General features: G+C 33.2%; 27 protein-coding genes. 26 read left to right on the top strand and 1 reads right to left on the bottom strand.

The features are described from left to right. The 21 genes from DDY94_RS04515 to DDY94_RS04415 all read left to right on the top strand — a co-directional run bounded on the left by DDY94_RS04515 (nucleotide 1) and on the right by DDY94_RS04415 (nucleotide 18,322). On the top strand, nucleotides 1–1,479 hold the full coding sequence (locus DDY94_RS04515; protein WP_111682848.1) for a DNA-binding transcriptional response regulator: 1,479 nt from the start codon (nucleotides 1–3) through the stop codon (nucleotides 1,477–1,479). 525 nt (nucleotides 1,480–2,004) lie between these two features. Then, entirely contained in the window at nucleotides 2,005–2,847 is an 843-nt protein-coding gene (locus DDY94_RS04510) for a hypothetical protein (RefSeq protein WP_111682847.1), read from the top strand. A 164-nt stretch (nucleotides 2,848–3,011) separates the two neighbouring features. Next, on the top strand, nucleotides 3,012–3,416 hold the full coding sequence (locus DDY94_RS04505) for a phosphoribosyltransferase family protein (RefSeq protein WP_157957248.1): 405 nt from the start codon (nucleotides 3,012–3,014) through the stop codon (nucleotides 3,414–3,416). Nucleotides 3,417–3,434: 18 nt separating this feature from the next. Continuing rightward, entirely contained in the window at nucleotides 3,435–4,085 is a 651-nt protein-coding gene (locus DDY94_RS04500) for an MBL fold metallo-hydrolase (protein ID WP_111682845.1), read from the top strand. Beyond that, nucleotides 4,082–4,672 (top strand): HAD family hydrolase, encoded by a 591-nt coding sequence (locus tag DDY94_RS04495; protein ID WP_111682844.1) that lies wholly within the window; start codon nucleotides 4,082–4,084, stop codon nucleotides 4,670–4,672. The genes DDY94_RS04500 and DDY94_RS04495 overlap by 4 nt, the downstream gene beginning before the upstream one ends. A 1-nt stretch (nucleotide 4,673) precedes the next feature. Continuing rightward, nucleotides 4,674–5,960 (top strand): hypothetical protein, encoded by a 1,287-nt coding sequence (locus tag DDY94_RS04490; protein ID WP_111682843.1) that lies wholly within the window; start codon nucleotides 4,674–4,676, stop codon nucleotides 5,958–5,960. A gap of 213 nt (nucleotides 5,961–6,173) precedes the next feature. Next, nucleotides 6,174–6,941, top strand: a complete 768-nt coding sequence (locus DDY94_RS04485) for a PP2C family protein-serine/threonine phosphatase (RefSeq protein ID WP_111682842.1) — start codon at nucleotides 6,174–6,176, stop codon at nucleotides 6,939–6,941. A gap of 84 nt (nucleotides 6,942–7,025) precedes the next feature. Next, nucleotides 7,026–7,727: a LytTR family DNA-binding domain-containing protein gene (locus DDY94_RS04480; protein WP_157957247.1), complete on the top strand. Its 702-nt coding sequence runs from the start codon at nucleotides 7,026–7,028 to the stop codon at nucleotides 7,725–7,727. Between the two features lies 1 nt (nucleotide 7,728). Beyond that, nucleotides 7,729–8,385, top strand: coding sequence for an FHA domain-containing protein (locus DDY94_RS04475; RefSeq protein ID WP_111682840.1), 657 nt, complete (start codon nucleotides 7,729–7,731; stop codon nucleotides 8,383–8,385). Between the two features lie 7 nt (nucleotides 8,386–8,392). Then, on the top strand, nucleotides 8,393–8,611 hold the full coding sequence (locus tag DDY94_RS04470; protein ID WP_111682839.1) for a hypothetical protein: 219 nt from the start codon (nucleotides 8,393–8,395) through the stop codon (nucleotides 8,609–8,611). 9 nt (nucleotides 8,612–8,620) lie between these two features. Further along, nucleotides 8,621–9,175, top strand: coding sequence for an FHA domain-containing protein (locus DDY94_RS04465; RefSeq protein WP_111682838.1), 555 nt, complete (start codon nucleotides 8,621–8,623; stop codon nucleotides 9,173–9,175). Nucleotides 9,176–9,291: 116 nt separating this feature from the next. Further along, nucleotides 9,292–9,750 carry a hypothetical protein gene (locus DDY94_RS04460; protein ID WP_111682837.1) on the top strand — a complete coding sequence of 153 codons (459 nt, stop codon included), beginning with the start codon at nucleotides 9,292–9,294 and terminating at the stop codon, nucleotides 9,748–9,750. A gap of 73 nt (nucleotides 9,751–9,823) precedes the next feature. After that, complete coding sequence (locus tag DDY94_RS04455) at nucleotides 9,824–10,465, top strand: hypothetical protein (RefSeq protein ID WP_111682836.1); 642 nt, start codon at nucleotides 9,824–9,826, stop codon at nucleotides 10,463–10,465. Nucleotides 10,466–10,479: 14 nt separating this feature from the next. After that, nucleotides 10,480–11,709 carry a C1 family peptidase gene (locus DDY94_RS04450; protein WP_111682835.1) on the top strand — a complete coding sequence of 410 codons (1,230 nt, stop codon included), beginning with the start codon at nucleotides 10,480–10,482 and terminating at the stop codon, nucleotides 11,707–11,709. 77 nt (nucleotides 11,710–11,786) lie between these two features. Beyond that, a complete protein-coding gene (locus DDY94_RS04445) occupies nucleotides 11,787–13,766 on the top strand; it encodes a WG repeat-containing protein (RefSeq protein WP_111682834.1) in 1,980 nt (659 codons plus the stop codon). 38 nt (nucleotides 13,767–13,804) lie between these two features. Next, nucleotides 13,805–14,638, top strand: coding sequence for a hypothetical protein (locus tag DDY94_RS04440; protein WP_157957246.1), 834 nt, complete (start codon nucleotides 13,805–13,807; stop codon nucleotides 14,636–14,638). Nucleotides 14,639–14,662: 24 nt separating this feature from the next. Continuing rightward, on the top strand, nucleotides 14,663–15,547 hold the full coding sequence (locus DDY94_RS04435; protein WP_157957245.1) for a DUF6175 family protein: 885 nt from the start codon (nucleotides 14,663–14,665) through the stop codon (nucleotides 15,545–15,547). 10 nt (nucleotides 15,548–15,557) lie between these two features. Continuing rightward, entirely contained in the window at nucleotides 15,558–16,499 is a 942-nt protein-coding gene (locus tag DDY94_RS04430) for a hypothetical protein (protein ID WP_111682831.1), read from the top strand. 156 nt (nucleotides 16,500–16,655) lie between these two features. Then, nucleotides 16,656–17,039 carry a hypothetical protein gene (locus tag DDY94_RS04425; RefSeq protein ID WP_111682830.1) on the top strand — a complete coding sequence of 128 codons (384 nt, stop codon included), beginning with the start codon at nucleotides 16,656–16,658 and terminating at the stop codon, nucleotides 17,037–17,039. Nucleotides 17,040–17,063: 24 nt separating this feature from the next. Then, entirely contained in the window at nucleotides 17,064–17,501 is a 438-nt protein-coding gene (locus DDY94_RS04420; RefSeq protein ID WP_111682829.1) for a hypothetical protein, read from the top strand. A 404-nt stretch (nucleotides 17,502–17,905) separates the two neighbouring features. Continuing rightward, nucleotides 17,906–18,322, top strand: a complete 417-nt coding sequence (locus tag DDY94_RS04415) for a hypothetical protein (RefSeq protein ID WP_157957244.1) — start codon at nucleotides 17,906–17,908, stop codon at nucleotides 18,320–18,322. 57 nt (nucleotides 18,323–18,379) lie between these two features. Here the strand turns inward: DDY94_RS04415 and DDY94_RS04410 are convergent, their stop codons facing one another. Continuing rightward, complete coding sequence (locus DDY94_RS04410; RefSeq protein ID WP_111682827.1) at nucleotides 18,380–19,048, bottom strand: hypothetical protein; 669 nt, start codon at nucleotides 19,046–19,048, stop codon at nucleotides 18,380–18,382. 364 nt (nucleotides 19,049–19,412) lie between these two features. Here DDY94_RS04410 and DDY94_RS16190 point away from each other — a divergent pair, with 364 nt between their 5' ends. The 5 genes from DDY94_RS16190 to DDY94_RS04390 all read left to right on the top strand — a co-directional run bounded on the left by DDY94_RS16190 (nucleotide 19,413) and on the right by DDY94_RS04390 (nucleotide 23,115). Then, nucleotides 19,413–19,580, top strand: coding sequence for a hypothetical protein (locus tag DDY94_RS16190; protein WP_198658910.1), 168 nt, complete (start codon nucleotides 19,413–19,415; stop codon nucleotides 19,578–19,580). Between the two features lie 27 nt (nucleotides 19,581–19,607). Continuing rightward, complete coding sequence (locus DDY94_RS04405; RefSeq protein WP_111682826.1) at nucleotides 19,608–21,269, top strand: tetratricopeptide repeat-containing sensor histidine kinase; 1,662 nt, start codon at nucleotides 19,608–19,610, stop codon at nucleotides 21,267–21,269. After that, nucleotides 21,269–21,937: a DNA-binding response regulator gene (locus tag DDY94_RS04400; RefSeq protein WP_111682825.1), complete on the top strand. Its 669-nt coding sequence runs from the start codon at nucleotides 21,269–21,271 to the stop codon at nucleotides 21,935–21,937. The genes DDY94_RS04405 and DDY94_RS04400 overlap by 1 nt, the downstream gene beginning before the upstream one ends. A gap of 247 nt (nucleotides 21,938–22,184) precedes the next feature. Then, the gene (locus DDY94_RS04395) at nucleotides 22,185–22,421 is read left to right on the top strand and encodes a GIY-YIG nuclease family protein (protein ID WP_111682824.1); all 237 of its coding nucleotides are present in this window, start codon (nucleotides 22,185–22,187) and stop codon (nucleotides 22,419–22,421) included. 43 nt (nucleotides 22,422–22,464) lie between these two features. Next, nucleotides 22,465–23,115 carry a hypothetical protein gene (locus tag DDY94_RS04390; RefSeq protein ID WP_111682823.1) on the top strand — a complete coding sequence of 217 codons (651 nt, stop codon included), beginning with the start codon at nucleotides 22,465–22,467 and terminating at the stop codon, nucleotides 23,113–23,115. Nucleotides 23,116–23,222 lie beyond the last annotated feature (107 nt).

Genomic DNA, 23,222 nt, shown 5'->3' with positions numbered 1-23,222 from the left:
ATGAATATTTATATAGTAGATGATGAGATTGATTTAGATTTTAACAAAGCCCTTCTTGAAGATTTGGAAGATTTAGGCCATAGCATATTTATTGAAACCTCTTTGCAAAAAGCATATCATCATTTAACGGATGAGTCCAACAGATTTAAATATGATTTTGTTTTAGTAGATGAAAATTTTAATGGCAAATTTATTTACCAAAAAAAGAATATCACAAATGGCGCAGATTTGTGTAGGCACTTATGTGAATTAGATTACACAACACCCTTGATTTTGCATACAGGAATATCAAATTCGGCTGATAAAATTAAAGAAGTACTTGGTGATTACGGAATATGCTATTTTTTTGAAAAAACCGAGTTTAAGCGAGACATTGAAAAGAATATTTTGAAGCTCACAAAGCTACCTGGTTTTAAACGTTTAGTGAAAATAAAGCAGTTGGTTTTAAGAGAAAAGATTGAAGACTATTTTTTGACTTCAAAACATGAAGATTTGTATAAGTTTCAAGAAGAAGCACTTGAATTAGGGATGGCCGATTGGTCAAGACAAGATTTAAAACTAGAAATAGATAACGGTGTATACAAGGTGAGTGACTTACTTTATAATCCTGAATGGGGAGATGACGCAAATCTCAAAATAAGTGAAATGATCAGTGCTATTTTTAATAGGTCACAAGAACTGAATTTGTTTACTAAAGCATTCAGAACTGAATGTAAAGTCCAACTCGAACAGTACTTTTCTCTAAGCTCAGTTAAAAAAGCTGAGTTGGAATTAAAAATTAGTGATGCTGCAACAGACTACTATCTTAACCTTTTATTGATTTATAATAAGATAGAAAGTTCAAATAAAATCCAAGATTTAAACCTCTCAAAAATTATTTTAAATAAAAGAAATAGGCTTTTGAGTGCAACTAAAAAGTGCAACTCTGAAAATATATCCACAAGAGAGCTTTGGCAAAATTTTATCGATAAATTAATTCTAAGAAGAGTACTCCTCTTATGTCATGTTGAGCTTGAGTTAGAAGATACAAAAAACTTTGATGAGATTCAGTTGTATTTTATACTTAGAGACGGGCATCTTAAAAAATACTTTCCTGATAAAAGCAAAACACTAAAGAAACCTGTATCTAGTACAGGTTTAGGCTTATCAGATAACTGCATAAGACGCTATTCAGGCAATGAAGGTTATATTTTGAATGAAGAAAGGGAGTGGTATAAATCAAATAAAAAAAGATTAAAAGATTTAAGGCGATTCTTGGATAAACTGGTCATTAAGGATGATTTAATCAATGACATTCCATATCTTAAAAATACAGATCATCTAGACTCAGAAGAAGAATGGACAGACTATTCACATTTTGAGCAAAGTGTTCGAGATGTAAAAAGCAATATAAATCCGGCAGAATTTCAGAGATTATTAAAATATTTAAAACGCGCTAAGTCCGACTACTCTTTTTCAGATTCGTTTTTAGCGTTTTAACCTAAGCAAATTATTGAGCCATAATTTTCTAATTGTGCATATCTGTTCAACACACCGATATTGAAGGTTTTGATAAGGTTTAGCACAATGCTATTGGTACTTAAATAACTCGAAATAACTTCCCGAAACTTGTATTAACCCCAAATGACTCCGAAGAACCTTCACGTAGCATGTTGGTTGTAGTTTGCAATCGATAAACAGATGTGGTTTATCATAACTAACAAACCAATTATTAATGAATGCTAAAAACCACACCCTACAATTTTCAAATCAACATACCGTACGCCTAAGGCGCATAGTATAATGAGGTCTGATTAACACACCGCAGTCATGGTGTAAGTAAAAGTCGAAAACAGGATTATGCCTTAGCGATTAAATCAGCTCTCAAAAACGACCATCTGAGCCAAACACTATAAGGACAGCATATTTACTGTTTTCGTTTGGGCCCCAAATTTCAGCCCTAATAATTACCAGACTTAATCTTTGCGAAGACGAAGTAAATAGTAATTAAAACCAACGGATAATATGTGTATTTCACCAATCACTGAATTTAGAACTGGCACCGAAGCTGTGCCAGGAACGGTTGGGATAATTGTTGACTTGGAGCGCACAGAATTTAAATCAACAGCAGCTTGGGTCGACAAAGAAATCTCAGCCTTCTATAAGTTATACAAGGATACAAGCACTGAGCTTAGAGCTGCAGCCAAAGGAAAGGTTATCCTAATTGATCGCACAGAGTCTAAGCCAAAAAGCATATGCTTTCAGGCCAACGGCTCTTTAGTTAAGGCTGCTTGGTGTGGAAACGCATCTGCGGCAACAGCAGCATATCTTAATTCAACAGATAGTAACACGCTGTTTGAAGTGTCTAATGGTGCAACCATGCAAGTAGACGCCAATGTCAATCCAATTGAAAATGGGGAGTTTATGGTTAGTCAAAATTGGGAACTTGAAAAGCAATTTAAGCTTAATGAGAAGTGTAAAATAAATGGTGGATCGGAGATAACTCTAAATTTCCTTAATGATTATCGTATCAATATTAGCGACACAGTTTCGAGTTTTGAGAACAGCTGCCAATGGGAGATTAAACATCAGTCTGATTTGGGTCCTAATCAAAAAGTCTGCGTACTGCATCCACCGTCAGGTAGAGTGAAATATATTACTTCCTCTTATGTACACAAGTCAGCACCTATTACTGGGCTATGCACTCTTGCGTTTTTACAACAACGTCTTCCGTGGCTGGCGAAAAGAATGAAAACTAATACAGTGGTTACATCTAGAGGCGAGTTGACACTGCCTAAGGTGCAACTTACTGATAATACAATAAAAATCAATGTTAACCCTATTCAGGTAAACTTAAAAAAAGCGTAATGACAAAAGTAAAACACAAAAATGCAGCTAAGCTTGGTTTAATCAAGTTCTCTAAAAACCAAGTATTTGCTAATCGAAAGAAGCCCGGCGGCAAAGACTACTTGATTGACAGTCGAGGCAGTGGCACCAACCCACCATTAAGGCACTTAATAATAAAAGAGCTTATGAAGTGTTGTACAACACTTCCAGATTGTGATGTCATTGCTGGAGTGGCCAACTCTGGAACTCAGTGGGCAGCAATATTATCAGACAGAACCAACCTGGAATTCGCTAACATTCTTAAAGAACCGAGAGAATCAGGGATGAAGCGTCAGGTTGAAGGTGTCCTAGAGGGAAAACGCGTTATTCTAGTTGATAATTGTGCGGAGTCCGGAATATCAATGTTGAATGCAATAGAAGTTGTAAAGGCACATGGAGGCATCCCAGTTGGAGTACTTCTCATTTCTGGGAATGATGATGCCGAGTTCAACTTTGGAGTTGAATACGCCTATGCCTTTTCTGTTCAGCTGTTAATGGAATCCGCTGAGGACCTAGGGCTCAAGCCCAAACACGAAATCGTTAATGTTTAATCTTAAATCAATAAAACAATGGTAACAATTAGAAAATTTGAGCAATCAGCCATATTGCTCACCGACAGCAAGACAGGTCAGAATTTCGCTTTCGATTTTGGGGTTTTTTCCCAAGCACAGATACCTGTACTTCCAAAACTAAAGGCAGTATTTATCTCACACGAGCATGGAGATCACTACTTATATGATAATGTAATAGCCATGAAGTCTGAAAAAATCTTTTCAGCTGATGAGCCACATCAGGACTTGACGAGCAAGGGAGTCGAAGCCGAAAAGATTAAGGACAATGATGTGGTAGGTTATGGTGCTATAGAAGTCACAGCATTCGAGGTAGACCACGGCCCCATTTCAAAACCAATTAGCAATCTTGGGTTTTACATTAAAATTGGGGACAAAAATATTTTGTTCTGCGGCGACATGAAAGTGCCAGGTGTGGTACCAGATATTCATTACGATCTTACGTTAATACCAGTTTGTGGAGGAGAGGTCATTATGAACGCCGATGAGGCATTATCTTTTCTTAGCTCACTCAGACACCCAGGCGTTGTGGTACCACTGCACTATCATGGTCAAGCAGACCCTCAAAGCGGAGCTAAGTTTTATGATTATGCATCTCATAAGTTCGATGTTAAAGTGCTAGATGTAAATGATAAATTACATCTGACATGAACCCAGAGGTCGTAATAACAGATTTCGATGGCGTCGTAGGGAATTCCCTGCGAACGGCCATCGAAGTAGCGAAAGGCATTGTTAACTTATTTGATGAAAATGAAGTGGTAGAACAATTTGATGATTATCGAAGATTAATAGGAAAGCACGGCACTCTACCACATAGGGAAAAGCTAAGAGAGATGCATCGTTTGCTCATGGAACATCATGGCGCAAGTATTAAGCCTTTTACTGATGTATTACAAATGTACTCAGCTCTTAAACGCAAACCATATGTCTTGTCTTCATCATATATCGGAACAATAGAAAAGGTACTGTCAGATAATGTAAGCATATTTGAAGCCATTTATGGCTTTGAGGAAGGACCGAAAGAAGTCCTTTTAAACAGACTAAAGCAAGACCTTAGATTTATTTATATAACGGATACAATTGTAGATATTGCTAGATGCAAATCTATTGATGTTCCTGTAATTGCAGTGACTTGGGGTTATGATGGGAAAGAGCTGCTTCAAAACGCAAAACCAGACTTTTTAATCGATACTCCAATGGAATTAAAAAACGTATTACGCAATCTAAACTTAATATAACATGAAACAAGATGTTTACACAAAGGCTATTCAACTCGCTTTAAGAGTTGGTAGGAATGACAATGAAATATCACAAAAAATAGTGGACTTAAACCAGTTCTGTGGTGACGAACCTTTGGTTTTTAATCTGAAAGTAAAAACCAAATCCCATGCTTTTTTTATGCTAGATGTTACGCTGTGTGATGATAACAAGTGGCGATTAATTGAAGCAAACGGAAGTAATGCTGCGCTATCATCTACAGCACATTTAGGTGATGAAAAAAGAGCACAACATTTAGTTGACGTATTCAACACCAAGGACAATTCAGAAAAATGTGCTGTGATTTTTACTCATCAATTTCGCTTTATTCATCTTGGAGAATTCTTTTGTAGAGCGGCAAAGTTTACAGACTATTTATCCCAAGATAAGGATGCGATATTAAGAAGTTGTGATGAAAAAATAGGCAATGAACAGGTGACAGTTGTAGCTGGAGAAATAAAGGAAGTGGCCGCTCATATTACCTGTAATGGACATCAACTTTTATATAAAGGCATTACAGTAAGATTGATTTCTAACCCTAATTTGCTACCAGAGCTTAAAAGAATGGGTGTAGCACATGAATTATTGGAGACCATCGGTAAAGAAATAGTGCACGAACAAAGCTGCGTAGCATTAATTCATGACAAGTCGTTGCAACAAACCATGTGTTTGGGTACTGGAATAGCACCTTTAAAATGCGTTGAAGCTAAAAGCAGAGAGGAATGTGTAGATATATTGAGTAAGGCCAGAGTAATGGAGCAAGTATTGGTAGGGAAAATGAACGCAGGGTCCGGAGGTACTGGAATTGAGTTTTTTACACCCCAAATGTCAGATGAAAATATAAACGAGACCCTAGATCAACTTGAAAATGCAGTAATCAGGAAGTATGGCCCAGAAAGTGTTCATACTATGTTTCCAATTCGCTTTTTCGAATTTGCAAAAGCAAAAGGATTAAATATTGAAGGTAAGAAACATTTATGGGATTTGCGCATGATGGTGATAGTAAGACCAGGTGAAGTTGATGTATCTCCATGCGTGGTTAGAGCATGTCCAAAGCCTTTTGACGGGTCATATTCAAAAGGAAGAGTAATCAATAATTTATCGGGCAGAGTAGATCCTGATAATTTGGCTAAATATATGTTGCAGAATCCGTTTCTAAAGTGTAGTAATTTTTCTGATGGATTGGTAATCCCGGAATCTAAGCTAAACGAGTTAGTGATTAGTATTGTAAAGTGGTCTGAAAATGCTGTTAATTTTTACTGTAAATAATCATAAGTGAAAAATTATTTTATGCGCGAATATTAGCTTTTTCATACTTCCTATAATCATGTTATAATGGTAATTTTTATTGCAAGCGATTGTGCTTAACTTTTACTCGCTCAGAATCAATTTCATATACTAAAAAGTTTATTTCATACATTTAAATGCAATAGCTAAAGATCAATAAAGGACATTTGGTTGATTTGATAATTCGAGCTTACTATGAAAATAAAATCCTATAGTCATAAAGGTAAAAAAGACGTAAATCAAGATTGCATAGGATATAACAGTCATTGTTTGATTGTTTGTGATGGTGTAGGTGGAGCGTCAAAGGGAGACGTTGCAAGTAAATTAATAGTAGACACAATCTTAAAAAATGTAGCTGCAATACCGACCGATAAAAAAATCGTCGGTTTAATTGAGAGTGCGCATAAGGAGCTTAATCAATTGGTCTTAGAAAACCCATTGTTAGAAGGAATGGCAACAACAATAGCGTCAATTTTTATTATTGAACAAGGAGTATTAACTGCTCATGCCGGTGATAGTCGCATCTACTTTATAAAGCCAGATCAAAATTTATTTTGGCAAAGCTGGGATCATTCAATAGTCGGGAAGCTTGTACAGAAAAATGAAATTACAAGAGAAGAAGCCCGATCGCATCCTATGAATAATCAGATTTTTAATGCCATAAGAGGAAATGTCGATGGAAATGTTGTTGTTCCAGAGATTAATTTTATATCAGATTTAAAATCTGGAGACCTTTGTTTTATTTGTTCTGATGGCGTAGCCGAGTCTTTTTCGGATCGCTCACTTCTTGAGGTACTTTCAAATCAAGTAATTTCTATAGAACAGAAATTAGAAATCATTAAACAAGATTGTGCAGTTAAAAGTAACGACAATCACTCTGCAATCATTTGCGAATTTGAACCTCAGGATGTAAATCAACATTCAGGGTTTAGATCTGATTGGATAAATATTTCAACAATTTAGACCTAACCCATTTAAATTTAGTTGATTATGGTCTTATGTACTTTTTTTTGCTTAAATTCAACATTCGATTTTCTAACACCACCCATGTTGAATATACAGACCGAACTAGACTTTATCAATTTCTCAAATGAAGCCTATATTGAACAAATTGAGTCCCAATGGCACAATTTAAAAAATGCCTATCTCGAAGATATCGAAAACATAAACTTCTTTTATATCCCAGATGGATCACAAACAAGTAGAGAACAGTTAAGAGGTTATCTAAGCCTTAGTAAGTTAAATAATAAACCATCACATACTGTATTGGTCTCTGAAGACAAGAATTTGGGCTTTGTAGGATGGGAGGAGGAAATTGTGTGTTTTTATCATATAAACGATAGCGGAGATCTCAGTGCTATGAACTGCTTAATAGATCGTCTTATGAAATTTCCAATGTATAAGGATGCTATATTGAAGAAGTTAAAAATAAGATCTAAGGGATATTTTGATCTTGTCGACACGCAAGATATTCTTTATTGTACCGGGAGTGGAGCTTTTACTGAAATCTATCTCAGTGATGGTAAAAAACGGATAGAAAGCAAACCTTTAAGTGATACTGAACAACGTCTTGCTGGGATTAATTCTATTCAGCGATTGGGTAAATCGCATATTATTAATAGAAATAGAGTTCTAAAAATTGACGGTAATGATGTTTGGTTTGTAACAAATCCTAATACGCCAAAGCATAAGGCTTATTTTGGGAATTCTTACATAAAGCGATTAAGAAAATTTGTGTATTGGTATTAGAATGAAATCATTTAGTATTGGTAGACATAGCAGCAATAATTTTGTGATTGAAAATCCTTCAGTTAGTGGTAAACATGCAGAAATTGAAATCTCTGATGATTACCAGAGGCTTACATTAAAAGATTTAGACTCCTCTAACGGTACAAGGGTGAATGGGAGATCAATTCTAGCGAAGGAAATATCAAATTCCGATCAGATCATTTTCGGAAATATAGAAGTCGATAGCATTGAATTAATAAATAATGTAAATCATTATGTCAAAGAATCTAGAAAAGATTTTCATAAAGAATTTCAAGAATTAAAATTGATAGAAGAGACTTATTTAGATAAACGAAATCGACTCAATAAGTATTATAAAATAAAAACGTCATTACCAAAAATTCTGCTTACTCTGCTGGTTATATTGGTGATTTCATTTTTAGATATTGATAACGATATTAGGTACATTATTATTATTGTTACAGGATTTCTAGGCACAATATTAACTACAATATCAGTATCGGAGAAAAGGAAACTATCACTTTTAGAAGATTTAAGGATTGAGTTTCAACTGAGTTTTGTTTGCCCGAAGTGCAATAAAGAATTATCTAATAATAAGTGGAGATATTGGAAAGAAAAGAAAACATGCCCTAATTGTAAATGCAATTGGACCAAATAATTGAATTATGAAAGAAATAATTATCGACTATGAAGTCACAGAAAGCTCAATAATAGTAGACCTACCCATTTCAGCCAATGGCATCATCGAAATGGATTTTACCTATCTAGATGATGAAATCTCTATTGAAGATCAGAATATTCTTGATCATAATGACCATCAATCTTATGAGGATGAAGACCCGAATGATGATAATGAGGATGCGTTTAACGATATAGATATTTAAAGATTGTAAATGCATCATACTTGCGAAAATTGCGGCACAAGAGTTTTAATTCCCGAAGAATGGGTAATACTTGGCATAAACAAAAGAATTAAATGCAAAGTTTGTAAGACCAGATATTTTTTTAACCTAGAGCGCAATTTAAGCTCTCAGAAAGATACCAAACGAAGTAAGAAAAGCGGTACAGTACTTATAGAAGATAACGACTTTGCTCAGCATTCATTCAAAATTAAAATTAGCAATGAAACTGATGATAAAATGTTAGGCATGAAAAACCTCTATCCAGGAAAGATATATATCATAGGAAGAGACGCAGCTAGAATACGCAGCTATAATAGCCAAGCCGATCCAATTATAATTAATGCTGCGATGGATTCAGCGGTTTCTCGCATACATGCTATGTTAACTATTGATAAAGGGATCATTATTGAAGATTTAAAGAGTCTTAATGGTACTTATATCATAAATAATCACACGACTGAGAAATTGAAAGAAAACGATAGGGTAATTCTAAAAATGGATGATAAAATTAAAATAGGAAAACAAACAATAATATCGATAGAATAGATGCTAATTTAATTTCATAAGACAAAACCATCATTTGATAAATTAATTTGAATTGTGACGCTCATTGTAAAGTAGTTTTGATTTAGAAACAGATAATAAATTAAAACACTTAAATCATGAATGATAAATTAGAATCAAATAAGTCTACCATAGCCTTTGAAATTACAGTTGTATTACTATTTATAGTATTTATTGCATTTTTAAATATGTCTTCACTTTTTGAAGACGGGTTTTGGCCAGTAACCAAAGTAATACTCATTAGTTGTTGCTGTGGTGCAGTAATTTTTGGATTAGCCATCGCTTTAATGGATAGCCTATTTAAAATAATAGTTGAAGTTATAGTCGCTTTATTATTATTTTTTAATGTAGTATTTGTGTCATTGTCTTGGGTTTTTCTAAATGATTTTATAGAATTAGTTCAAACTTGGGATTCAGGATTTGAAAGTACTGGGAATACGGTCGTGTCAATTTTATGCTTGGCATTAATCCTATTTGTGATTGACTTATTTGCTGCCATTATTATTATTCCATTTTCTAGAATATCTGGAAGCAATGTATTGGAGAATTTTAGTTAATAAAACAAAATAATAGCTAATCAAAGATGATCTAAATACGGAATAGCCTAATTAAGTATCAAAAATTTGATCAATGGAAAACAATAAAAATCTTTTAAGAATAAACAAGTCTAAAGTATCTAAGTTTAAACTTAGAGGACTAACAGAACAACAGATAGTTCTTTTGAAGAAAGGCAAATTGCCTGTAGTTGCCTTAGCCGGTTTATTAGGTGGCTATTCAATTTCTGGTATAACAAAACCTGTCAACGACAACATTGCCGAAGAAGATTTAGATACAGATAGCGATGAGCCAATTAAAAAAGCAGATATCAGTGATGGCGATGCGCATATTTACAATTATGAAGTACCAACTTCTGTAGAATTTGCCGACAATATAACTGAAGATATGAACTTTAATGAAGCCTTTCAAGCGGCCAGAGCACAATTGGGACAAGGCGGTTTTTTTGTTTGGAAAGGCAATGCCTTCAATACATACACCAAAGAAGAATGGGAAGCCTTTTCAGAAGAAGACAAAGAAGCTTTTTTTAAACTTTTTAGTGAAAATACCAATTTTGATGATGGCATTATTGACGAAGTTGAACCTGATATTGAAATTGATACGGTAGACGAAGAATTTTCAGATATCGAAGAGATTGGTACTGACGAAGAAATTATTGAGGGACTTAATGATGGTGAAGCCTATTACGAAGAAGATAATTTAGGAGAAGACCTATAATAAACTGAAAACATATGAAAACTAATATAATCGTATTTCTCATAACATTTTGCTTATCTCTAGTGGTTGTGCAAGAAGATAAAGGGACGGGTCTTCTTCAAATTACAGATGAAAAGAAAGAAGCTTTATTAAGATCCCAATTGGAATATATAGGAGCTGGTAGTGAAATTTACGAAAGTACCTTCCAACCATTAGGTAATGCACAAGCTAAACGCTTCGATTTAAGAGATGTAAATGGGGTCACTCCGGCAAAAAACCAAGGCACTTGTGGTACGTGCTGGGCTTTCTCGGTAATTTCAGCAATAGAATCGAGTCATTTAATTATCAATAATGCTACAAATGACCTATCAGAGCAACAACTTGTGGACTGTGCCAGACTAGATCCTCCATATCAAGAATATGGTAATAATTGTAAAGGGAGTCATCCCTATTTAGTACTTGATTGGATGACCAAGAATGACATCGAATTAAACACCGAAAACCAGCAACCATATGTTGGACCAAGACAAAATTGCCTTACACAAAACGGTAATAATATTAGAGTATCAAATTGGGGTGAATTAAGAAATCCAAGTATTCAAGAGATAAAGAATGCTATAGTAAAACATGGCGCACTAACTTCTGGTGTTTATGCTGATAAAAGATGGCAAAATTATAAATCTGGACAGATTCTGAACAGATATACAACAAAGAAACCTAATCATGCTATTTCGGTTGTTGGTTGGGACGACACTAAACAAGCCTGGTTAATTAAAAATTCTTGGGGCACATCCTGGGGAGATATGGGATTTGGATGGGTTGGATATGGCAAAGAAGCTATGAAAGACTTTAACTGGTTAGATGTTGCCAGATTAGATAGTGACAGTGACGAGCCCGAAATTAATGACAAGGATTTAATTACCATTAATCTCACTCATGTATTGGGTTCTATTGAAGACCATCAAGAGCTAATTGTAACCATAAATGGTTCAGTGACCAAACGCTTCGGTATGAACAAAAAAAACACGAAGTATAATAATAAAATTTACTTGCCCAAAGGCAAACACTCGCTGAATATAATTACCAAATCTATTGTAAGTAAAAAAGGTAAGAAATCCATGTTGTTTGGAAAGGGAGATTTTCAAATTGATGCAACAGAAAATCAGAGTTATAAGCTGGTTTATACGAAGCGAATAAAGGATCCAAACATTTTTGAAATAGTGCTAAGACCAGATGACATTAAATTGAACAAGAACAAAAACTAATACATATAAGTGGCTTGTGAAGTCATTCAACCAGAAGCTAGAATTATTGTCCTAATTACAATTAAGAGATCATAGAAATGACAAGAGAGGAATTTTATAAAAGATACCAATACAGTAACAGAACTGACAAAATCGGTGGCGGTAGCTTTGGTACTGTTTATAAGGCTTATGATCTCAGAAAAGATATTGAAGTAGCCATTAAGGTGCAAGAGGTTCAACATCTTCAAGGAAAAGAATTCTCCTTGCAAATTGAATATGACGCCATAAAATCTCTCGACGATCATCCAAATATTGCTAATTATGAAACGGTACATCGGTTTGAAGAAGGACCTGGTGTATTCGATTATGCAATCATGCAATATTACGGTTTAGGAAATTTATCGAATTATCTAAAAAATAATTCCTTGTCTTATGATGAGAAAAGTAGATTGCTAGTTCAAATATTACAGGGCATTGCTTTCTTGCATCACAATGGTATAGTGCATAGAGATATTAAACCAAGTAATATTTTAGTTGTTGATCGACCTAATGAGGGTATTATTCCAAAAATCACTGATTTTGGTATGAGTAAGCTTGCTGAGATTGAAAATATAGATTCGAGCTTTAAAAATAGCTTTAAGGGAGGTACTTTACAATACAGTGCACCTGAGCAACTGCGTGGATTACCATTGAAACTAAATGCTGATCTCTGGAGTTTCGGAATTATTATTTATGAAGTTTTTGAAGGCCGATCTTTATTTGATAATGATGGTGGTAATTTGGCAAGTGTCGAATGGCAAAGTGAGATTATGTCCCAAATATTAAATAAAGATATTGACGAAGAACTTGAGAAGATTCCTGAAGATTGGAGAGAAATAACCAAACAATGCTTAACCAGAGATATTAGCCTAAGACCTATAACGGGTAAATCCTTATTAGAACAATTAAAGCCAAAATATTATAATATAGATGACGATCATTTTTTGACCAAGGCTTTAAGTATCTCTAAAACCATGGTGAGTTCAGATATACAAGACGCTACGGAGATTTTAGACGATAGTCCTACCGTACTGATAGATGAAGCAAGTTTAGAAAATGATATTGAAACTTCTAAAAATAGCGAAGAGACATCGAATGCCAAATCTAATAAGGGTAAGGGTATAAAAGCTATTATTATTTCTGCTATTTCAATTCTGATAGTATCTGCCTTTGTTCTGTTTAAATTTATGGGAACTGCTTCATCCGAACAATATTTGGCCAAAGTAAAATTGAATGGGCAATATGGATATATTGATATCAGCGGTAATGAAATTATAAAACCTCAATACACCAATAGCTTTGGCTTTTCTAACGGATTAGCACCTATTCAAAATGGAGCATATTGGGCTTATATAAATACAAGCAATGAAGTTGTATTAAATGAGTTTCAACTTGCCGCTCCTTTTTCTGAGGGATTGGCCGCTGTTAAAAAAGAAAACAAGTGGTTCTATATTGATAAATCAGGCAAAAAGACAATAGATTCAAGCTATGAATTAATTGGTGGATTTAAAGAAGGTCTCTCATCATTTAGATTAAATGGCAAATGGGGATATATTAATAAGACAGGCCATTGGCTAATTAGTAACATGTATGACATGGCGAGACCTTTTTCTGAAGGTTTAGCCGGTGTCAAGCAAGGAGACCATTGGGGCTATATTGATCGTCAAGGAAAAATTATCATTCCTTTTCAATATAAAAATATCAGAGATGTTTCTGATGGCATTTTATCAGTTCAATTGAACAATAATAAGTGGGTTCTCATCAATATGAAAAATGAACAACTTATTGAGGATTCATTTGATGATATAAAAGTATCAAGTACCGAGTTCATTGCGGTTAAAAAGGACAATAAATGGCTTATGATCGATTATAAAGGCAATGAGGTTATCGGACCTATTTATGACGGTATGGGCTATTACGTAAATGGTCTAATTGCAGTGAAGAAAAATGATAAATGGGGATTTATCGATAGAAACGGCGATACAGTAATCGATTTTAAATATGATTATGCAGATAATTTCAAAGAATCAGAGAAATAAAAATTAAATTAAAAATTAATCCATAAAAACAAGTCAACATGAATAAATCACTAACAATAATCATCTTGTTAATAGCAATGATTTCCTACGGACAAAATAAGAAGAAACCAACCCTCGGTTTACTATCGTTTGAATCATTAAATATTGATAATTATGCTGAGGCCGAATTTCTTACAGAAACAGTTAAAGAGATTTTTGTAGCATCGAAAAGATTTAAGCCACTCGATCGATCACTCTATGCAGAAACCTCAATTTTCACCGAGATTGAGGTACAAAAAAATATCAACTTTATTAATGGCCATATTGTAAAACAGGGTAAACTTGATGGAGCAAAGTTTCTGGTAGGTGGTAAATTAACATCTGTAGGTTATAAGCAAGGAGGAAACGGTGAATATAATTGCACTATCAATTTTAGCATTAGCATAATAGACATTGAAACCGGAGAGACAATGGACACGAAGACATTTTCTAAGATGGCAGATATTACACCTGATGGTTTAGATAAAACTTCGGCTATGGCCAATGAAATAAAAACTTTTCGAAAGAAAATACAAAACTTTATAATTAACTATTCACCCTACGAAGTTGAGATTCATAAAATCAAAAAAGTTGGGCGAAATGGAGAAATAATTATTATAGCAGGTAAAGAAGAGGGCATTGCAAAAGGTAACAGATTTGCAATATATGAAGTCACTGACGTCAATGGTAAATTACTTAAGGAAGAAATTACACAATTCAATATAAATGAACTTAAAGGCGATTTTTCATCGGGTAAAATAAAGCGAAAAGATATTGATAATCTCATAGACTTATTTGAGGATCCTGACGTGAATTTAAGTTGCGAATCAATTCCTAGTAAATCTATCATTTAATAATCTAAACCAAATCACAGATCAATGAAACGGATATTCATCATATTATGCTTAGGGTTTTTTATGGCTAATAATGCCCAGAATGATAAGATTACATTACCCAGTATTATGATTATCCCAGGTTTAAACCAATATCAAAATCTGGATGATCTCGACAAACTCCCATTCAATCTTAAGGTTGGAATGGCCACTGTAAATGATGCCTTTAAAAATTATGGTTTTGACACCAAGGATTTTGAAGCCGCCTATGACAAAGTAAGGGCAGACCTTCAAATTAATCCTTGTGATCAATGCGAATTGACGGAGCTACTTTTTAATAGTTCGGCGGCAGATGTCATTGTAGAGTTAGACTTAGAATACATCGAAACAGAACATGGTAATAAAGTTACTGTAATTGTTAAAGCCAATCACTTCTCAACAGCCACCTCATTAGCAAGTGAAGTATGCGAATCAAATTATTTTAGAACAACTGACGTAAGCGCATTAACTAAATCTGCTATCAATCAAATTAATAATGAGGACGAGAAAGGAAATGAATTGTCTTATATAGACCATTTTATGTTAGAAATAATTGATTATCTGGAAAGGTGTATGGTAGATGGCGCACGTGCCGAAATGCAATTTATAATTGGTGAGGGATCCAATCTAACTATGGATTCTAAGATATCTCAAGCAGGCGATCAGCGTCTAAAATATGTTATTGAAGATTGGATTGAAGCAAATTCAAAAAATGGAAGGTATAGTATTTCAAATCAGACAATTAATCAATTAATGGTAGACGAATTTCGATACGAGTGTGATTCTAAGCCCAGTAGAGTGGAGCGTAAGCTTGTTAGATTCTTTGATGGTTTAGATATGAAAATTGAGATAAAGAGAAATCGAGCTTCGATTTATATTAAAATACTTTAAAACAGAAACTATGAGACTTATTATAACAGTTCTATTTATTGCATTTTCAATAACTAGTGTATCATATGCTCAGACAAATAATTTAGAAACTCAGGTGAAATTGGCGGTTAAAGCACCTTTAATACATGTAGAAGATTTAAAACCAGTTCATGTATCTAAGCTTGTTACTAAAATTCAGAGTATGATTACTAGTTACGGTATATCGAGCGTTGATTATATTAATGATTTTATGATCTATCCAGAATACGAGATTTACGATCATAGTGAGATTCAAACAGGACTTGGAAAAGTTCATTCGATAGAGGCATTACTCACTTTGAAGGTGATTGATATAAAAACGATGACTTTATTCGATACAATGACTATAGAACTTAAAGGAGAAGATCGTGGAAGTAAGGATAAGGCAATCACAAAAAGTATTAGCAGAATAAAGACAAAGAGTGATGCCGTTGAAAAGTTTTTGACTTCAGTTAAAATGAAAATCATAAGTCATTACCAGGACAATTGCAATCAAATATACGCTGATGCCAAAATATTACTTAATAACGGTCAGTTAGAAAAAGCCATTGGGCTCCTACAAACCGTACCTCGTAATTTAGGTGGAAGTTGCTATGAACAAATTCAAGCTTTACAAACAAAGGCCTATTTAATTTATAATGATATTATTTGTGAGAAAACCATAGACGAAGCTAAAAAAGCAATTAATAATAAAAATCCTGATTATGCCATAGAGCTTTTAAATCTCATAAGTACTAATTCTAGTTGTTATTCAAACGCAAAAAAACTATTGGAAGAAATAAAGAGTTCCAATGACAAACCTAAAAAGAGCCAAATAGCAACTTCTAAAGCAAATAAGCGAAAGGTCCAAGCACTTGAAAAAGTTGCTAAAGAAGTATTACAGGAAGAAGAAGCCGCGTTTATGTGCGCTAATTACAATGAGAATTGTAATTAACATTTGATTTATACTTTTTTTAAGGAGTCCTTTTTAAGGGCTCTTTTTTGTTTTCATATATCAAAAAGGTTGTTTCGTATACTATCTATCCGAAATCCTTAGCCTCACATCTAAATTTGGAGTAACAAAAAAGTATAACCAAAAAATAAATGTATTATGAGAACTTTCTTTTTTATTTTCGTTTTTGCCTCACTACTCAGCCTACCACAAGTAACAAACGCACAAAGTTGCAGTCGAGCAACAGAGCTTGTTCAAAAATATGAGCAAGGAATTTTAGAACTTTTACATAGTAAAGGAGACACCAATGTGTATTCAAAAGTTATTAATTGCCAATACCGTTATGCAGAAAAAGTTTGGGTAATAGAACACTACATTAGCTTTTACGGGGTGCTATCTGGCACAAAATATGAAGCCATTGGAATACTAACCGTTGGAAAGAATTCTGCTAATTGGGATTTCGTTAAGGGGAATGAAGCCTTATATGATTGGTTACTATTAGTAGGTGCTGTTTATCTTCTAGATGAAGCTTCAAAAAAATAATAAATAAATATTAAAACACATATCATGAAATCTATAATCACACTCGCATTCGTATTCTTTTCAATATTAACTATTTCTGCACAAGAAATTTATGAACTCAAATTTACAGCAGGTACAACAGTACATCGTGCCGCATTAGTAATGAACGATGATTTTAAATCTGGCGTAATGCGGGTTCGTTATTACAATAATGGTACTAAAATGGTAGAACAGAAAATCTATTTAGAAGACACCAAGTATGGAATCAGGCTTGCAGGCTACAATCCGGTTTATCCTGGAACTAGCATAAGACATAGTACATATAACGCAGATAACTTTTATATCAATAAAGACGAATATGGCAATTATTCCATTACAAATGTTGATGACGATGGTGTTGTGGCAGAGACATCTGTTAAGAAAATTACTGGGCGTTATGCTATAAATAAATTCTTAAGTGATTTTGACTGGAAATTAAAATAACCTTCATCACGATTTTCTAAACAAGAATAATCTATCAATAATTAAAGCAAGCATAAAATGTTTGCTTTTTTTGTTTTGTAATGACCGAGATAGTATCTAAACCCAAAAATTTAATGACTGATTTTTAAATGATTCAGGTTTGATAAAGTCAAAAGGTGAATCAATGGTGAATTCTATTAATAATTTGCATCCTCTAACCTTGGTCAATTGAGTAAAACACTCAAGATTACAGCGAACTAATTTTCCATTAGAAGGAAATAGGTTTGATCGTAAACAAAGATTATATTTGATTTAATATTTAGTTTGATATTCTAGAAGAAATGAAATATTCTTTACTATACTTATTTTTAGTGAGTTTCTCTTTAAATCATATACATGGACTGGGATGCATTACATATCAAAACATGAAGGGTCTACATCTGGATTTGCTCGTTAAGGATTCATTAGTTAATTATAATAACAGTTTTAATTCCAAACAGAAATATAACCTTACTATCGAAATAGAGAAGGTTGAACATGTCTATGGAAAGGTTGGGGATTATGTGATTCATCGCTATAAAATAGATACTGAATCATATTATACTACGCAAAAGGCAAATTTAACATTATCAAAAGATGATAAAATAAAAATAATTTCAATTTCGTGTGATTGTAATGAAAAACTTGTAGACATAGATGAAAAACTAAAAATTGTCGATGTGAGTAATTTAAAAATAGGTGTCAATAGGTTTTTAGTTGAACTTAATCTATACGAAAATAATGGTAAGTATGCCGGCCATAGTGCTAAATACATATTTCATTATAAGGTAACTTTGTCATAGTAGATAATTTTGGGAGTAAGATTTTTGGAATTCGATGATTCATTTAAAACATCTTTCTTATTTACATATATGATTTTTTATTATAAAATCAGTTATTGGTTTCAATGTCTTACTGGTTTCTGGATGAAGCCCCAATGATGTGAAATACTCATATTCCTTATTAGAATTTTTGCCATACCAAACCCTTGGACTATTATCAGCATTAAAAAAATCAAATCCACATTGTGGATCAATTTTTCTCAAGTTATCAATACGATCTTGATTATATTTTTTGAGTTCACTTAAAGAATATTTATCTAAATCAAGGTCTACTTCTTCATAATGATCTCCCTTCCAAATCATAAACCTTGGTTCATTGATTTTAAAATAGATTAATGCGCTTAATAAACCAACAACGATTATTATCATAATGATATACTTACTTTTGTTGAACTTGTTAAGAAAGGACTTGCTATTGGTCAATCCGGTATTGCTTATGAAAGCAGCATATGAGTCAAACCCCAGATACAAACATAGTGCTTGAACAATGTCATTGCGAGATATATTAACATTTACTTCCTTGTAATAATTCCTTAATGTTCTTGAGTTAACCTGAATGTTTTGTACTTCATTAATATGATTAGCTATCAATTCAGAAATAGCATTATCCGAAGGATTCTTTGATCCTTTTTCTATTAAATCCTTTTTACCTTTATCAAAAGCAGCAACTATTAATTTTCTATGCATTATTAATTATGTGTTAACAGCTTAAAATTAAAAATTTCAAAAAGAAATTTAATGGAAAATCGTTTCCAATTCTTTTCAAATTCTTTTCTTAAGGTTTTCCAATATAAACATTAAAATCTTCATTCATTTGCTATAGAATTGATTTCTGTCTTAATCGGAATAAGGCTTCCGAGTATCAATTCATGAATGGAGCAAGGGTGTAATCAGATACACTATTTGGGAAGGTAATGTCTTCTATTACATCTGCACTCCATACTTCCCGATTGAGGATTTCACCTCAAAAATATCGCAGGTGTTGATCTGTATTCAAATCTGAGAAAATCTCGGACAGCCACACCTATGTCAAATTTTAACTCAAAATATAATGAAGAAAATTGCATATATACTTTCGTTAATAATCATTAGTTCTGTGATGATGTCTTGTGATCCAGAACCAATCGCAGATGAACCAAAGACCCAAGCATGTTGTGGAGAAAGCGGTGAAATACCACCGCCTCCGCCACCGCCACCACCAACAAAAAGTGGAGATTAGTAATTAAATTGTTATTACATTAGAGGAATGAAATATTTAAAAAAATCATTCCTCTTTTTTTGTTTAGCTTTTGGATTATTTTGCTGTTCATTTTTCCAACCAGTGTGTGCTCAACAACCTTCTGATAGTCTCGATTATTACAGAAAAGTAGCATTGCAACCACAAAATGCCCCCCAATTATTAAAAGCAAAATCGTATTTCAATAAACAATATAACATTGCGCAAGAAATGAACGAATACAATCTAGCAATGTATCACCTTTACTTTTTAGGTAGTCTTGCTTATAAAACGGGGGATTATTACGAAAGTGAGCAGTATTTGGTTGAGGCTTTGGAATTTTCGAATAAAACCAATCCATCTGCATATAAAAAAGAACTGCGTAAAAGTATACTCAACCTTTTAGGCAATAACTACAAAGAACAACAAAATAGGGATAAGGCGAATGAAATTTATGAAAGGGTTCTGGAGTTAGCTGAGAATGCCACAGATAGTGCTATCGTCTATAATAATATATCCATTGTCTACAGAAATGCTAATGAATTGACTCATGCTAGAGAAGAATTAGAAAAGGCCTATAGCATATTGCCAAAGGTGAAAGATTCATTAACGACTGCATTGATTTTAGATAATCTGGGCTTTTTAATGTCCACTGATGGTGATGATGGCTTGCCATTAATGTTTAAGGCGCTTGATATAAGAGAAAAGGTAGGTGACGCATCTAAAACTTTTACAAGTTACAGTCATCTTTCAGAATATTATCAAGAGAAAGGTGATATTACTAATGCAAAGCTATATGCAAACAAAGCTTTAGATTTTTCAAATAAAATAAAGTCTCCATCTTATAGAAATCGAGCATTGGGACTTTTGGTTGACCTAAGTGATGATAATTATGCTAGGGAATTTAAGGTATTGAATGATAGTTTGCTAAAAACGGATCAAGACCGTGAGAATGATTTTGCCTTATTGAAATATGATTACTCCGAATTTCAAAGGGAGGCATTAGAAAGTCAGCTGGAAGAGGAAAGGCAGCGATCAAGGGCTGTAATTTCTGGCTTGATAGCATTAAGTATTGGTTTGATATCAATTGTGACTTTTTATTTGCTAAGAGCGAGACATCGCAAAGAGAAATTACAACAAGTTATTAATACGGAATCGAGAATTTCCAAGCAGGTCCATGATGAGGTTGCAAATAATGTATTTCAGATAATGACCAAGTTTGAAAATGACAGTAATGAACAAAAAGATTTAGTTGAAGAATTAAATGATCTTTATTATAAAGCCAGAGATATTTCAAATCAACATGGCTTGGTAGATTCTAGTAAGCCAATATTAGAAAGTCTTGAAGAACTAATGGAAAGTTATGAAACAGATAGGACCAATATTGTAGTAAAGGGTCTAACTGATGTTAAATGGAAAGTTTATTCAGATATTTATAAAACCACAATTTATAAAGTTCTACAAGAACTGTTAATCAATATGAAAAAGTATAGTAAGGCAACTCTTGTATTATTTGTATTTGAAATGGACGGTAAGAAACTAAAAATTATATATTCGGATAATGGAGAAGGTACTGATCTCGTAAAACATACTGGACTTCTAAATACGGAAAACCGTATTTATTCTATTGGAGGGACAATTACTTTTGAATCAAAACCAAAACATGGATTTAAAGCAAAAATTGTCATATAATGAAGTTTAACCGAGTTCTAATTAACGATGATCATGATGCTATTGGTGAAAGTGTAGCTCAGGTCTTAATGTCAAATGGAATTACCAATATTGAAAAAACCCAATATTGTGATGAGGCCTATCTCAAAATTAAAAAGGCAGAACTCGATCAAGACCCATTTGATTTATTAATTACTGATCTATCCTTTAAAAGTGATTATAGAAACGACAACTTATCTTCCGGTGAAGAACTTATTACTAAACTGACGCAGGACTATCCTGATTTAGCAATCATAGTGTATTCTATGAAAGACCAACTTCAAAAAGTTAGATTTTTGATTAAGAATAGAGGCGTTAATGGATATGTGTGTAAAGACCGAAAGGGCTCAAAAGAATTAGGGGAATCCTTGAATGTTGTGGCTTCTGGCAAGGCATATTTATCACCTCAAGTTTGCAAGGCATTACAGCCAAAATCCAATATGGAAATCGATGATTTTGATATCCGACTTATCAATTTACTTTCTAAAGGAATGTCACAAGAGGAAATAAGTGAAGACCTAAAGTCTAAAAACTTAAAGCCCAGTAGCCTAAGCAGTATTGAAAAGCGACTTAATAGGCTAAAGATTCAATTCAAAGCGAATAATACGACACATTTAGTATCTATTACCAAAGATTTAGGATTGATTTAGTGCAATCAAAAATGAAATCTGAGGCGGTGGCTGCATATATTAAAAAATGTAAAATACAAAAAGTGAATATATATACACCAAATAGAGCGATTGAAACTGTAATAATTTTAAACTATTGACTAAAAACTCAAAAGGTTTAGATGCTACAAAGACAATAATTTGGTTGTCTTTTTGCTTTTACGGTAAACCGTATAGATAGGGTACCTATCGGTGTTATGTTTGTATTAATATTTAAAACATGAACTAAATGAGAGATACATACAAATACATTTTCAAAGTGAGGAATTTAATTGTTCATTGTGGTATAACGAATGATTTAAGGATTAGAGAAGCGCAACATAGAAATTCTGGAAGGTATACAAATTATAAAGGTCAGAGATATTACTGGAGTAATGGCCATATTGTACAAGTTGGCAATATTACTACTAGAGAAGCCGCCATGGAGTGGGAAAGACAGAATAATTGCAACAGAAATTGGAACTAGATAGAAACTGAATTAAGTTCCTGATTAATAAATAAATGGATAAATGAAAAAACTATTTTACGGTATAACAATATTCTTCTTCATATTTTCCTGTTCATCACCACTTGACAGAAAATATAATGAGGAAACTTTTGAGAATGATGCTAAAGAAATTAAGGAAAGTGGAAATTTGTCTGAACAGGACGCCCTAATTATGGCAGGTTGGATAATGAAGTCAAAACTTAATGGCGGAAATTTGGAAGGTATGACCTATGGCGAGATTCTTAAAGAAGCAAAGGATTATAAAAAAGAACAAGAAGTATTAGCTGAAAAAGTAAAGCTAGAGGAAGAGGATAAAAGGCATCGATTGGGGCAAGCATTAATTGTTGCAATGTATGATAAAGGATATGAGGAATATAATTACCAAGATTATCTCACTTATAGTTTGGCGTTTGAAAATAAAACTGAAAAGGATATTAGAGCCTTTAAGGGTTCAATTTCAATACAGGACTTATTTGATTCAGAGATAAAATCAATAAATCTTACTATAGACGATCCTATAAAAGCAGGATCCACTTTTAAGGGGACTTATACAACAGATTACAATCAGTTTCGAGATGAAGACGTGAGATTGAAGAATAAAGATATAGCTGATTTAAAGGTTGTATGGATACCCCAAAAAATAATATTTTCAGATGGTTCTACATTAGAATAAATATGCAGATTAATATTTGTTACCATATAATTATTATTTTTTTAGAAATTAATATCTAAGTATTTTAGGTATAGGTAAATAGAGTTTCTCATTATAAGTAAATCATT

Source organism: Winogradskyella tangerina, from assembly GCF_003260205.1.
GTDB classification, from domain to species: Bacteria; Bacteroidota; Bacteroidia; order Flavobacteriales; family Flavobacteriaceae; genus Winogradskyella; species Winogradskyella tangerina.
Note: the sequence above shows the minus strand (reverse complement) of the source record. Positions and strands in the feature narration are given on the sequence as shown.

What these genes read in the sequence shown, in the direction of transcription:
- DDY94_RS04425 (WP_111682830.1), top strand. Translation starts at nt 16,656, where the DNA reads ATGAGAACTTTCTTTTTTATTTTCGTTTTTGCCTCACTACTCAGCCTA.
- DDY94_RS04405 (WP_111682826.1), top strand. Translation starts at nt 19,608, where the DNA reads ATGAAATATTTAAAAAAATCATTCCTCTTTTTTTGTTTAGCTTTTGGA.
- DDY94_RS04450 (WP_111682835.1), top strand. Translation starts at nt 10,480, where the DNA reads ATGAAAACTAATATAATCGTATTTCTCATAACATTTTGCTTATCTCTA.
- DDY94_RS04470 (WP_111682839.1), top strand. Translation starts at nt 8,393, where the DNA reads ATGAAAGAAATAATTATCGACTATGAAGTCACAGAAAGCTCAATAATA.
- DDY94_RS04510 (WP_111682847.1), top strand. Translation starts at nt 2,005, where the DNA reads ATGTGTATTTCACCAATCACTGAATTTAGAACTGGCACCGAAGCTGTG.
- DDY94_RS04485 (WP_111682842.1), top strand. Translation starts at nt 6,174, where the DNA reads ATGAAAATAAAATCCTATAGTCATAAAGGTAAAAAAGACGTAAATCAA.
- DDY94_RS04440 (WP_157957246.1), top strand. Translation starts at nt 13,805, where the DNA reads ATGAATAAATCACTAACAATAATCATCTTGTTAATAGCAATGATTTCC.
- DDY94_RS04390 (WP_111682823.1), top strand. Translation starts at nt 22,465, where the DNA reads ATGAAAAAACTATTTTACGGTATAACAATATTCTTCTTCATATTTTCC.
- DDY94_RS04490 (WP_111682843.1), top strand. Translation starts at nt 4,674, where the DNA reads ATGAAACAAGATGTTTACACAAAGGCTATTCAACTCGCTTTAAGAGTT.
- DDY94_RS04420 (WP_111682829.1), top strand. Translation starts at nt 17,064, where the DNA reads ATGAAATCTATAATCACACTCGCATTCGTATTCTTTTCAATATTAACT.
- DDY94_RS16190 (WP_198658910.1), top strand. Translation starts at nt 19,413, where the DNA reads ATGAAGAAAATTGCATATATACTTTCGTTAATAATCATTAGTTCTGTG.
- DDY94_RS04445 (WP_111682834.1), top strand. Translation starts at nt 11,787, where the DNA reads ATGACAAGAGAGGAATTTTATAAAAGATACCAATACAGTAACAGAACT.
- DDY94_RS04435 (WP_157957245.1), top strand. Translation starts at nt 14,663, where the DNA reads ATGAAACGGATATTCATCATATTATGCTTAGGGTTTTTTATGGCTAAT.
- DDY94_RS04475 (WP_111682840.1), top strand. Translation starts at nt 7,729, where the DNA reads ATGAAATCATTTAGTATTGGTAGACATAGCAGCAATAATTTTGTGATT.
- DDY94_RS04415 (WP_157957244.1), top strand. Translation starts at nt 17,906, where the DNA reads ATGAAGGGTCTACATCTGGATTTGCTCGTTAAGGATTCATTAGTTAAT.
- DDY94_RS04410 (WP_111682827.1), bottom strand. Translation starts at nt 19,048, where the DNA reads ATGCATAGAAAATTAATAGTTGCTGCTTTTGATAAAGGTAAAAAGGAT.
- DDY94_RS04455 (WP_111682836.1), top strand. Translation starts at nt 9,824, where the DNA reads ATGGAAAACAATAAAAATCTTTTAAGAATAAACAAGTCTAAAGTATCT.
- DDY94_RS04480 (WP_157957247.1), top strand. Translation starts at nt 7,026, where the DNA reads ATGTTGAATATACAGACCGAACTAGACTTTATCAATTTCTCAAATGAA.
- DDY94_RS04505 (WP_157957248.1), top strand. Translation starts at nt 3,012, where the DNA reads ATGAAGTGTTGTACAACACTTCCAGATTGTGATGTCATTGCTGGAGTG.
- DDY94_RS04465 (WP_111682838.1), top strand. Translation starts at nt 8,621, where the DNA reads ATGCATCATACTTGCGAAAATTGCGGCACAAGAGTTTTAATTCCCGAA.
- DDY94_RS04430 (WP_111682831.1), top strand. Translation starts at nt 15,558, where the DNA reads ATGAGACTTATTATAACAGTTCTATTTATTGCATTTTCAATAACTAGT.
- DDY94_RS04515 (WP_111682848.1), top strand. Translation starts at nt 1, where the DNA reads ATGAATATTTATATAGTAGATGATGAGATTGATTTAGATTTTAACAAA.
- DDY94_RS04460 (WP_111682837.1), top strand. Translation starts at nt 9,292, where the DNA reads ATGAATGATAAATTAGAATCAAATAAGTCTACCATAGCCTTTGAAATT.
- DDY94_RS04395 (WP_111682824.1), top strand. Translation starts at nt 22,185, where the DNA reads ATGAGAGATACATACAAATACATTTTCAAAGTGAGGAATTTAATTGTT.
- DDY94_RS04400 (WP_111682825.1), top strand. Translation starts at nt 21,269, where the DNA reads ATGAAGTTTAACCGAGTTCTAATTAACGATGATCATGATGCTATTGGT.
- DDY94_RS04495 (WP_111682844.1), top strand. Translation starts at nt 4,082, where the DNA reads ATGAACCCAGAGGTCGTAATAACAGATTTCGATGGCGTCGTAGGGAAT.
- DDY94_RS04500 (WP_111682845.1), top strand. Translation starts at nt 3,435, where the DNA reads ATGGTAACAATTAGAAAATTTGAGCAATCAGCCATATTGCTCACCGAC.